Raw genomic sequence first — 12,113 nt, 5'->3', positions numbered from 1 at the left:
CGCCACCGGGCTTTTTTTATATCAGGCCAGCGCCTTCGCAATCTTCTCGTACAGATCGCCAGACAGGTTTTCCAGCCCTTTCAGCTGCTCAAGCGCGGCGCGCATTTTCGCCTGGCGCTGTGCATCGTAGCGTTTCAGGCGGATCAGCGGCTCAATCAGACGAGACGCCACCTGCGGATTACGGCTGTTCAGCTCGGTCAGCATTTCAACCATGAACTGATATCCGCTGCCGTCTTCGGCGTGGAACGCGGCCGGGTTGCTGCTGGCAAACGCGCCAATCAGCGAGCGGACGCGGTTCGGGTTGCTTATGGTGAACGAACGGTGCTTCAGCAGGCTGCGTACGTTGCTGAGCACATCGGCTGCCGGGCTGGTGGCCTGAAGGATGAACCACTTGTCCATTACCAGACCATCCTGATGCCACCTGTCGTCGTACTCCTGCATCAGCGCATCGCGGCATGGCAGCTCGGCAGCAACGCTTGCAGCCAGTGCGGCCAGCGCATCCGTCATGTTATCGGCCTCATGGTACTGCTTGCTCACCAGCGTGTTCGCCAGCTCTGACTCACCAAACGCCAGATAGCGCAGGCAGGTATTGCGCAGGGTACGCTTGCCGATATCCGCATGCTCCACGCGGTACGCGTCCAGCTTGTTGGCGTTGTAAATCGCCAGGAACTCGTCCGCCAGCTCGGTCGCCAGCGTGCGGGTCAGCGCTTCGCGCACCGCCACGATCGCAATCGGATCGATGATGTCAAACAGCTCGGCGATTTCAGTCGCGGACGGCAGCGTCAAAATTTCAGCCGCCAGCGCCGGGTCAATTTTCTCATCCAGCAGGATGGCACGGAAGGCGTCTGCCACATGAACCGGTAGCGTCAACGGCTGGCCCTGCTGGTAACGGTTCACGTTCAGCTTGATGTAGGTCGCCAGCAGGCTTTGTGCCGCATCCCAGCGCGAGAAATCGTTGCGCGCGTGACGCATCAGGAACGTCAGCTGCTGATCGCTCCACTTGTACTCGAGTTTAACCGGCGCGGAAAACTCGCACAGCAGTGCTGGCACGGGCTGGAAGTAGACGTTATCGAAGATAAAGGTCTGCTCTGCCTGGGTCACATTCAGTACGTTGTGTACCGGATGACCGCCCTTCTGTAACGGGATCACGTTGCCTTCGTTGTCGTACAGCTCCACGCTGAACGGAATGTGAAGCGGATATTTCTCTTCCTGCTCGGCCGTAGGCGGCGTGCGCTGGCTGATGGTCAGCGTGTACTGCTCGGTTTCCGGGTTGTAGTCGTCTTTGACGGTCACAATCGGCGTGCCGGCCTGGCTGTACCAGCGGCGGAAGTGCGAGAGATCCACGTTAGATGCGTCTTCCATCGCCTGGACGAAATCGTCGCAGGTGGCCGCACTGCCGTCGTGGCGTTCAAAGTAGAGCTGCATCCCTTTCTGGAAGTTCTCTTCACCCAGCAGGGTGTGGATCATGCGGATAATTTCAGCGCCTTTTTCATACACCGTCAGGGTGTAGAAGTTATTCATCTCGATGACTTTATCCGGGCGGATCGGGTGCGCCATTGGGCTGGCGTCTTCTGCGAACTGGAGGCCACGCATGGTACGCACGTTATTGATGCGGTTCACCGCCCGCGATCCCAGATCGGAGCTGAACTCCTGATCGCGGAAAACGGTTAAGCCCTCTTTCAGACTCAGCTGGAACCAGTCGCGGCAGGTGACGCGGTTCCCGGTCCAGTTGTGGAAATATTCGTGGCCGATAACGCGTTCAATATCGAGGTAATCTTTATCCGTTGCGGTATCGGTGCGCGCCAGCACGTATTTGGAGTTAAAGATGTTAAGACCTTTATTCTCCATCGCGCCCATGTTGAAGAAATCGACAGCCACGATCATATAAATGTCGAGGTCATATTCGAGGCCAAAGCGCGTTTCATCCCACTTCATGGAGTTAATGAGGGAGGTCATTGCCCACGGCGCGCGGTCGAGATTGCCACGATCAACGAACAGCTCCAGCGCGACTTCACGGCCAGAACGCGTTTTGAAGGTGTCGCGCAGAACATCGAAATCTCCCGCCACCAGCGCAAACAGATAGCATGGTTTCGGGAACGGATCCTGCCACTGCACCCAGTGACGGCCGTTCTCAAGTTCCCCTTCGCCAATACGGTTGCCGTTGGAGAGCAGGTACGGGTACAGCGTTTTGTCGGCAATAATTTTAGTGGTAAAGCGCGCCAGCACGTCCGGACGATCCAGATACCAGGTAATGTGGCGGAAACCCTCGGCTTCACACTGGGTACACAGGGCCACGCCTGACTGGTAAAGCCCTTCCAGCGCGGTATTGGCGGCGGGGCTGATTTCATTCACGATGCGCAGCGTAAAGCGTTCCGGCAGGTTGTCGATGACCAGCTGGTTGCCTTCTTCTTTATAGTCTAACCAGGCTTCATCATTAATATGCAGGGAAACCAGCGTCAGGTCTTCACCATCCAGACGCAGCGGCACGGCTGTCGCGCTCTGGCGCGTCACCTGGCTTACCGCCGTCACGACGGTTTTTGTGGCATCCAGGTCGAAGGTCAGATCGATATCGCTTATCAGGTATTCCGGCGCACGGTAGTCGTGGCGGTATTTAGCTTGTGGCTGTTGTGTCATAGAAAACCTTATGCATCGTTTGTCGAGTAACGATTCAATATATTCCTGTTGTGTAAAACGCGCTATGCAGAATGTTCATCTTTTCAGGCACAACGCCCTTTTTAGCTACATTTTTGTAACACAGGGCACGAAATGCTCTCGACCATAAAGTGTGCTTATGTTGTGATCGGGGTTCAATAAATCACTAAACAGGGTATACTCCGGAGTTGTTTATTGTACTAAACGCTCCCGTGAGAGGATGCTACAGCGCACCTATGACTCAATTCGCTTCTCCGGTTCTGCATACGTTGCTGGATACCGATGCGTACAAGCTGCATATGCAGCAAGCCGTGTTTCACCACTATCATGATGTTCATGTTGCGGCGGAATTTCGCTGCCGGGGTGACGACTTGCTGGGTATCTACGCAGATTCCATTCGTGAACAGGTCGATGCCATGCAGCATCTGGCGCTCACCGATGACGAATATCAATGGCTTTCTGGCCTGCCTTTCTTTAAAGCGGACTATCTGAACTGGCTGCGCGACTTCCGCTATAAGCCGGAACAGGTCACCGTCACCAATGATAACGGCAAGCTGGACATTCGCCTGACCGGTCCGTGGCGCGAAGTGATCATGTGGGAAGTGCCGCTTCTGGCAGTGATCAGCGAGCTGGCCCACCGCTATCGCTCCCCTGAAACCGGTGTGACGCAGGCCGTTGCCGCTCTGGAAAATAAACTCGTTGAGTTTAACCAGTTGACCGAAGGGCTGGATATGTCCCGCTTCCGTCTGATGGACTTTGGCACGCGCCGCCGCTTCTCTCGCGAGGTCCAGGAAGCCATCGTCAGACGCCTGCAACAGGAGCCGTGGTTCGTTGGCACCAGTAACTACGATCTGGCGCGCCGTCTTGATTTAACGCCGATGGGCACCCAGGCGCACGAATGGTTCCAGGCGCACCAGCAGATCAGCCCAGACCTCGCCAACAGCCAGCGCGCCGCCCTCGCCGCGTGGCTTGATGAATACCCGGATCGGCTGGGTATTGCCCTTACCGACTGCATTACCATGGACGCGTTCCTGCGCGACTTTGGCCCTGAGTTTGCCGTACGCTACCAGGGGTTACGCCATGATTCCGGGGATCCGGTTGAATGGGGTGAGAAAGCCATTGCCCATTACGAAAAGCTGGGTATCGACCCAATGAGTAAGGTGCTGGTCTTCTCCGATAACCTTGACCTGGCGAAAGCCATCGACCTTTATCGTCACTTCTCTTCCCGGGTGAACCTGAGTTTTGGGATTGGTACGCGGTTAACCTGCGATATTCCTCAGGTGAAACCGCTGAACATCGTTATAAAACTGGTGGAATGTAACGGTAAGCCGGTCGCGAAGCTCTCCGACAGCCCGGGCAAAACCATCTGCCATGACAAAGCGTTTGTTCGCGCATTACGCAAAGCCTTCGATCTGCCTCAGGTCAAAAAAGCCAGTTAACCGCTTCGGGGAGCCTTCATGGCTCCCCTTCTCTTATTTATTTCTTATTTCTTCTCTCAAGACGGTGAAATTTACTTGTCTGATAGCGGATGGCAGGTAACATAGATATCCCCCCAATAAGGGCGGACAAGTGTTTATTTTTTCCGACTATTAACAGAGAGAATATTATGAGCGTTGTGCCTGTAGCCGACGTACTCCAGGGCCGTGTCGCCGTTGACCAGGAGGTCACCGTGCGCGGATGGGTGCGTACTCGCCGAGATTCTAAAGCTGGCATCTCCTTCCTCGCCGTCTATGACGGTTCCTGCTTTGATCCTGTACAGGCCGTCATTAATAATTCTCTGCCCAATTACAATGATGACGTTCTGCACCTGACAACAGGCTGTTCCGTGATCGTCACCGGTGTTGTGGTGGCCTCTCCGGGCCAGGGTCAGAGCTACGAAATTCAGGCGACCTCGGTGGAAGTGACCGGCTGGGTTGAAGATCCGGACACCTATCCGATGGCTGCAAAGCGTCACAGCATTGAATATCTGCGTGAAGTCGCGCACCTGCGTCCGCGCACCAACCTGATTGGTGCGGTTGCGCGCGTGCGTCATACGCTGGCGCAGGCGCTGCATCGCTTCTTTGACGAGCAGGGTTATTTCTGGGTTTCTACCCCGCTGATCACGGCTTCTGATACCGAAGGTGCAGGTGAAATGTTCCGCGTTTCAACGCTGGATATGGAAAACCTGCCGCGTACGCCGGAAGGTAAAGTCGATTACGACAAAGACTTCTTTGGTAAAGAAGCCTTCCTGACGGTTTCCGGCCAGCTGAACGGCGAAACCTACGCCTGTGCGCTGTCTAAGATCTACACCTTCGGCCCAACCTTCCGTGCGGAAAACTCCAACACCAGCCGTCACTTGGCGGAATTCTGGATGCTGGAGCCGGAAGTGGCCTTTGCCGATCTGAATGACGTGGCAGGCCTGGCAGAAGCGATGCTGAAATACGTGTTCAAAGCGGTTCTCGAAGAGCGCGCAGACGACATGAAATTCTTCGCTGAGCGTGTCGATAACGACGCCATCGCCCGTCTTGAGCGCTTCGTTTCCGCAGACTTCGCGCAGGTAGACTACACCGATGCGGTCGCTATCCTGGAAAAATGCGGTGAGAAATTCGAGAACCCGGTTTACTGGGGCGTGGATCTCTCCTCCGAGCACGAACGTTATCTGGCAGAGAAGCACTTCAAAGCACCGGTTGTGGTGAAAAACTATCCGAAAGACATTAAGGCGTTCTATATGCGCCTTAACGAAGACGGTAAAACCGTTGCTGCGATGGACGTACTGGCACCGGGCATCGGCGAAATCATCGGTGGTTCCCAGCGTGAAGAGCGTCTGGACGTGCTGGACGCGCGTATGCAGGAGATGGGTCTGAACCCGGCGGACTACAGCTGGTATCGCGACCTGCGCCGCTACGGCACCGTGCCGCACTCCGGCTTTGGCCTGGGCTTCGAGCGTCTGATTGCCTACGTGACAGGCGTTCAGAACGTACGTGATGTGATTCCATTCCCACGCACGCCGCGTAACGCAAGCTTCTAACCGTCCACATCAATAATGGCCAGCACTTGCTGGCCATTATTTTATCCTGCAACGTCAGTTTTCGTCAGTCGAAAGTAAGCATCTTTAAACCACAACCCCGCAATAACCTCTACCTGTTACGTTTTGTTTCCACGAAACATCTGGCCACAAAAAAATAACCCCATTCTTATTGCGCTTAAAGCAACTCTTACGTGATAGCACAAAAAACAATCAATTTCTTAGCCATCTGGATGGCTTTTGCCGATCATAAGAAAAAATGACCCGTTTAACTTCTGTTTACAGGAAAGGCCTTTAGCTAAATTAAATATAAGGAAATCATATATATAAGAATAAAGCGGATGTTTTATTCACCAGACTGCGCTGAAATTTGAGGTGCTTCACAAAGTTCCCAAAAATACATATTTAGTTACACATATTTTCTTTTTGTAACTGAATCTTGAAGATTGTAGCACTTTCAGTGTAGCGAAACGCTTCTATGAATGGAAAGATGCCTGTCAGACACATAAAGACACCTAACTCTCATCAATAGTTCCGGAAATATTTATTGACAGAATTTATTGACGGCAGTGGCGAGTGTCATAAAAAAACCAATGAGGGTAATAAATAATGATGAAGCGCAATATCCTGGCAGTGGTAGTCCCTGCCCTGCTGGTAGCCGGTGCAGCAAACGCTGCTGAAATCTATAACAAAGACGGCAACAAATTAGATCTTTACGGGAAAGCAGTTGGCCTGCATTACTTCTCTGATAATGACGGCAGCAATGGCGACAACACTTACGCGCGTCTGGGTTTCAAAGGCGAAACGCAGATCAACGATCAGCTGACCGGTTATGGTCAGTGGGAATACAACTTCCAGGGTAACAACTCTGAAGGCGCAGATGCACAGAACGGCAACAAAACCCGTCTGGCATTCGCAGGTCTGAAATTCGGCGATGCAGGCTCCTTCGACTACGGTCGTAACTACGGCCTGGTCTATGACGCAATCGGCATCACCGATATGCTGCCTGAGTTCGGTGGTGACACCGGCGCAACCGATAACTTCTTCTCTGGCCGTACCGGTGGTCTGGCGACTTACCGTAACAGCAACTTCTTCGGCCTGGTTGATGGTCTGAACTTTGGCGTTCAGTACCTGGGCAAGAACGAGCGTGATATCGCAGTACGTTCTAACGGCGACGGCTGGGCGACCTCTCTGAGCTATGACTACGAAGGCTTCGGCATCGTGGGTGCTTACGGCGCAGCTGACCGTACCAACAACCAGCAGACCCTGGACTGGGGTAAAGGCGACAAAGCTGAGCAGTGGGCTACCGGTCTGAAATACGACGCGAACAACATCTACCTGGCAGCGGTATACGGCGAAATGCGTAACGCAGCGCGCCTGAGCAACAGAGGTTTCGCTAACAAATCTCAGGACTTCTCCGTTGTGGCTCAGTACCAGTTCGACTTCGGCCTGCGTCCGTCCATCGCTTACTACAAATCTAAAGCGAAAGACGTAGAAAATATCGGTGACGAAGACTACATCAACTACATCGATATCGGTGCGACCTACTACTTCAACAAAAACATGTCCGCCTATGTTGACTACCAGATCAACCAGCTGAAAGACGACAACAAGCTGGGCATCAACAATGATGACATCGTGGCTCTGGGTCTGGTTTACCAGTTCTAATCAACACACCTCATTGTTATATGCTTAATGAACAGGGCTTCGGCCCTGTTTTTTTATTCCTGAGAGAAAAAAATAGCGACTTTTGAAAAGCCGCACGCTTTTCGTCGCAAACGGTTGGCATTTTGTAAATCTACCGTTAACCTGATAGCGGATTTCACTTCTGTAATCACAATGGAACTTCGTCATGTTTGAGAACATTACTGCCGCTCCTGCCGACCCAATTCTGGGCCTGGCCGATCTGTTTCGTGCCGACGACCGCCCTGGCAAAATCAACCTGGGTATTGGTGTATATAAAGATGAAACCGGCAAGACTCCGGTACTGACCAGCGTTAAAAAAGCTGAGCAGTATCTGCTGGAAAACGAAACCACCAAAAACTACCTCGGTATTGATGGTATTCCTGAATTTGGTCGCTGCACCCAGGAGCTGCTGTTCGGCAAAGGCAGCACCATTGTGAGCGAAAAACGCGCCCGCACGGCGCAGACCCCTGGTGGTACCGGCGCACTGCGCGTGGCGGCAGATTTTCTGGCGAAAAACACCTCCGTCAAGCGCGTGTGGGTAAGCAACCCAAGCTGGCCGAACCACAAGAGCGTGTTCAACTCCGCGGGTCTGGAAGTGCGTGAATATGCCTATTACGACGCGGCAAACCACGCGCTGGACTTCGACGGCCTGCTGGCCAGCCTGAGCGAAGCCCAGGCAGGCGATGTGGTGCTGTTCCACGGCTGCTGCCATAACCCAACCGGTATCGATCCTACGCTTGAGCAGTGGGAACAGCTGGCTAAGCTGTCTGTAGAAAAAGGCTGGCTGCCGCTGTTCGACTTCGCTTACCAGGGCTTTGCTCGTGGTCTGGAAGAAGATGCTGAAGGGCTGCGCGCCTTCGCCGCAGTGCATCAGGAACTGATTGTCGCAAGCTCCTACTCCAAGAACTTTGGCCTGTATAACGAGCGCGTCGGTGCCTGTACGCTGGTGGCTGCTGACGAAGCAACCGTCGATCGCGCATTCAGCCAGATGAAATCCGTAATCCGCGCTAACTACTCCAACCCACCAGCACACGGTGCGTCTGTCGTTGCGACGATCCTGAGCAACGATGCGCTGCGCGCAATCTGGGAACAAGAGCTGAACGATATGCGTCAGCGCATTCAGCGCATGCGTCTGCTGTTTGTGAACACGCTGGCAGAGAAAGGCGCTAACCGTGATTTCAGCTTCATCATCAAGCAGAACGGCATGTTCTCCTTCAGCGGCCTGACCAAAGAGCAGGTGCTGCGCCTGCGTGAAGAGTTTGGCGTGTATGCCGTTGCCTCTGGTCGCGTGAACGTTGCAGGCATGACGCCTGACAACATGGCACCACTGTGCGAAGCCATTGTCGCAGTGCTGTAATCAGCACCCATAAAAAAGCCTGCATCATGCAGGCTTTTTTTATTTAACCGGGTTTACCAGACGGGCATTTCATCCTGAAGGAACGGGTTATGCAACCGCTCATCGCCCAGCGTCGACTTCGGACCGTGGCCAGGAATAAACGTCACGTCATCACCTAACGGCAATAACTTCTGCTTAATCGACTGAATCAGCTGACCGTGATCGCCGCGCGGGAAATCGCTGCGTCCTACGCCCCCTTTGAAAATCACGTCACCCGAAATCAGCAGACGCGACGAGTCATCAAAGAAGACGATATGACCGGGCGTATGCCCCGGGCAATGCAACACCTGTAAAGTCACATTCCCTACGTTAACGCGATCGCCTTCGTTCAGCCAGCGGTCAGGTGTCAATGGCTGACAGTCTTCCAGGCCAAACATACGGCTTTGAGCAGGTAATCCCTGTAGCCAGAACTCATCTTCTTTTTCCGGGCCGATAATCGGCACACCGTAGTGTTCAGCCAGTTCAGCCGCTGCACCCACATGGTCGAGATGACCATGGGTCAGTAAAATCTGCATCAACGTTACACCGCTGGCAGCGACTTCCTGCTTGATTGTCTCAGCGTCACCGCCGGGATCGACAAGCGCGGCCAGTTTAGTTTGTTCACACCAGATCAATGAACAGTTCTGTGAGAACGCGGTAACCGGAATAATACGATAGTTCATACTGCTCCTGTGTTTCGTTATTACCAGTGCCGAACCGGCCCGGTATCAATATGCACAAAGTTGCTACGTGGGTAGTATCCTACACCACCTGCGCGCATAGATAACGCCGCTTTGCGAATATTGGCTAACGAAACGCCTTCAATATGGAAATCCATCGCCTGCCCTTTCGTGTGATAGCTTTTTTTCGCTACCCCACGGCTGTGGGCGCGCAGTTCATTGTTGGTATCCAGAGAGCGATAGCCAGAAATGAGCTGCACCGGCCTTTTGGTCCCCAGCAGTCCCTGCAAGCGGTAAAGCTGATCGAATAATCCAGGATCGATGGCTTTGATTTTGTTCGCGCGGAAATCACGGAAAAAATGGTTGAGTCTTGCTAATTCATCCTGAATATAGCCTCTGCCATCGAAAAACTCCGCTTTAAGCGTCTCACCAGTATGCAGATTGTTGAGCGTTAAAATACGCGGACGAGGTGTCGAGAGGGTGGCAAATGCTGGCGTCGGAAGGATGGCAGCTGCGCCCAGCGCAACGCCACCTAACGCCAGCAATTTGCGGCGATTAGCGTCAAATTTGTCCATGATAATCAGGTCTACAGGTAAAAGAAATTGTCAATATGCTTAGCGCACGAAGGGCACCATAACTGGCAAAACCTGCTACGTCAAGGCGCCCAACCCCAGTGAATACGCGGCTTGCAGACAGATCGCCTTATATTCACCATAACTTACGACAATCATTTTCACCGAACTACTTCATTTACCTGATTAATTGTTCCGCTTTTGGCAAGATTTGTGCGCCGGATCGCGCTGTCAGATCATAATTGTAAATATCTGTACGATACTGGGTACGTCCGTCTGCCCCCACAAACGCCGTCAGATAGTAAAGATTGACCGGGATATTGTGGCGGATATTGACGTAACGCGTATCCCCCTGCTTCAGGGCATCTGATATCCGCGTATCGTTCCAGCCTGCATCCTGCAACAGCATATTCGCCAGCTCCGAGGCCTTATTCACGCGAACGCAGCCAGAACTGAGCGCGCGAGCGTCTTTCTGGAACAGATTATGGTTCGGGGTATCATGCAGATAGATAGCGTCCGAGCTTGGCATATTGAATTTGTAACGTCCCAGCGAGTTATGCGCACCCGGTGCCTGCTGGAAACGGAACGGCAGGTTCGACGGGGTAATCGTTGACCAGTCGACCATCCAGGGGTCAATCGTCTCTTTGCTGTTCCAGCCGCGCATCACCGTATAGTTGTGTCGCTCCAGATAACCCGGGTCATTCCAGACCTTAGGCAGGATATCCTTGCGCGCCAGCGTCGGCGGCACGTTCCACGGTGGGTTAACCACCACGTTATTCAGCGCGCTGCTCATCATCGGCGTTTTACGGTCAGGTCGACCTACAATCACACGGGACGCCAGCACTTCGCTTCCGTCCTGATAGTAGACCAGCGAGTAGGCCGGAATGTTAACCATAATGCCGGTGGATAAAGTACCCGGCAGCAAGCGCAAGCGCTGGATATTCAGCGCCAGCACCCCTGCCCGCTGGGCCGGAGAGACGTTCAGCCAGTCGCGGGTGGATGGACCAATCACGCCGTCGGCGCCCAGCCCCTGCGCAGCCTGGAACTGCTTAACCGCCGCAACCAGCTCGCGATCGTAAGCGGCGGGCTTATTGCTCTGCGCAACGGCGGTTTTCTCTTTGACCGGCGCCGACGGGCTGACGACCGCGTTTTGCGTCTCGTCGCCTGGCAGGGCAATTTTAGGGCCGCCGTCAAGCATGCCGGACCGTTTCATGATTTCGCGGATCGCAGGCACATCGCTGCTCCACTGCCCCGGACGAAGCGTTGCTGTTCCACGCAGCTGGGGCCACGGGCGGGAATCCGCAACCAGCTCAAGGAGCGACTGATGCATCGTGGCATATTGCGGATGGGCAGGCGCAAGGCTTGCGATAAAGCGCGGTAGTTCACCGTTATCGAGCGACAGTTGCCACTGATTGATGACGGACAGCGCAGGCGTCGCCAGCTTGTACGGTTTACTGCTGTATAGCCAGCGGTTGCCGTTCACCGAAATGCCCGCCACAAACTGTAAGTAGCCCATCATGGCATCAGACAGCACCACGTCACGCGCCTGTCCGGTCACGGCAGGGTCGGTCAAAAGCTCAACCCAGGTGGTGAACTGCGGCTGAAAACCTGCAATCGCCACTTCAGCCAGCTGCTGCTGGAAGGCACGGACCGCATCGCGATTTTCCCACATCGGCTTCATGTCGCGCGCGGCGTAAAGCAGCGTAAGCTGATTAATATAAGCGGGGGTAAAGCCCGAGGGCAGCCCGGTCATCAGCTGCTGGCGTAATGATTCCGTGTCGATGCCTTCCGGCAGCGGTTTGAAGCCGGCCATAATGGCCGTCGCCGGAGACTGATCCAGCGGTTGTGACAGCGACGTCGGCTGCGCGCCCATCGTCGCGGAGCTGTCAGTCGGTACAATTTCAGGCTCATCGGCCTGAGCGCTAAACAGTGGAGCAAACATCACCGTCAGGCATAAACTCAGCGCAGACAGCTGATGACCACGATTCTTCTTAAGCAACATCCCTTGCCCCCTGTTTTTCACGACATGCCCATTATTCTGGAGCTTTCCTTCAGTATAGAAAGGCATACACGCTGTTGCCTTACCTTATGTAAAGAAGTTTAAAGATAACGCAGCCCTGAACACAAGTTAAGTGAATAAAAAA

Annotated in this window: 8 protein-coding genes; 4 read left to right on the top strand and 4 right to left on the bottom strand. The window is 53.9% G+C overall.

The window, feature by feature from the left end:
* Window positions 1–21 precede the first annotated feature (21 nt).
* The gene (gene pepN / locus IM300_RS03180; protein ID WP_193035280.1) at window positions 22–2,634 is read right to left on the bottom strand and encodes an aminopeptidase N; all 2,613 of its coding nucleotides are present in this window, start codon (window positions 2,632–2,634) and stop codon (window positions 22–24) included.
* A gap of 254 nt (window positions 2,635–2,888) precedes the next feature.
* Between pepN and pncB the strand changes: the two genes are divergently transcribed.
* From pncB to IM300_RS03160, 4 genes are all read left to right on the top strand, one after another.
* Window positions 2,889–4,091: a nicotinate phosphoribosyltransferase gene (gene pncB, locus IM300_RS03175; protein WP_193035278.1), complete on the top strand. Its 1,203-nt coding sequence runs from the start codon at window positions 2,889–2,891 to the stop codon at window positions 4,089–4,091.
* Between the two features lie 167 nt (window positions 4,092–4,258).
* Entirely contained in the window at window positions 4,259–5,659 is a 1,401-nt protein-coding gene (gene asnS, locus IM300_RS03170) for an asparagine--tRNA ligase (protein ID WP_003858191.1), read from the top strand.
* Between the two features lie 606 nt (window positions 5,660–6,265).
* Window positions 6,266–7,324, top strand: a complete 1,059-nt coding sequence (ompF, locus tag IM300_RS03165; RefSeq protein ID WP_305047246.1) for a porin OmpF — start codon at window positions 6,266–6,268, stop codon at window positions 7,322–7,324.
* Window positions 7,325–7,508: 184 nt separating this feature from the next.
* Window positions 7,509–8,699, top strand: a complete 1,191-nt coding sequence (locus tag IM300_RS03160; protein ID WP_102749628.1) for an amino acid aminotransferase — start codon at window positions 7,509–7,511, stop codon at window positions 8,697–8,699.
* Between the two features lie 53 nt (window positions 8,700–8,752).
* Here IM300_RS03160 and IM300_RS03155 read toward each other — a convergent pair whose 3' ends face one another.
* The 3 genes from IM300_RS03155 to ldtD form a co-directional block, all read right to left on the bottom strand.
* Complete coding sequence (locus IM300_RS03155) at window positions 8,753–9,400, bottom strand: MBL fold metallo-hydrolase (RefSeq protein ID WP_063866286.1); 648 nt, start codon at window positions 9,398–9,400, stop codon at window positions 8,753–8,755.
* A 20-nt stretch (window positions 9,401–9,420) separates the two neighbouring features.
* On the bottom strand, window positions 9,421–9,972 hold the full coding sequence (locus IM300_RS03150; RefSeq protein ID WP_003858202.1) for a YcbK family protein: 552 nt from the start codon (window positions 9,970–9,972) through the stop codon (window positions 9,421–9,423).
* 175 nt (window positions 9,973–10,147) lie between these two features.
* On the bottom strand, window positions 10,148–11,971 hold the full coding sequence (ldtD, locus tag IM300_RS03145; protein WP_193035277.1) for a L,D-transpeptidase: 1,824 nt from the start codon (window positions 11,969–11,971) through the stop codon (window positions 10,148–10,150).
* Window positions 11,972–12,113 lie beyond the last annotated feature (142 nt).

Source organism: Enterobacter cloacae complex sp. I2 (genome assembly GCF_014896205.1).
GTDB classification, from domain to species: domain Bacteria; phylum Pseudomonadota; class Gammaproteobacteria; order Enterobacterales; family Enterobacteriaceae; genus Enterobacter; species Enterobacter quasihormaechei.
The sequence above is the reverse complement of the archived record's forward strand: the minus strand, read 5'-3'. Positions and strand labels throughout refer to the sequence as shown.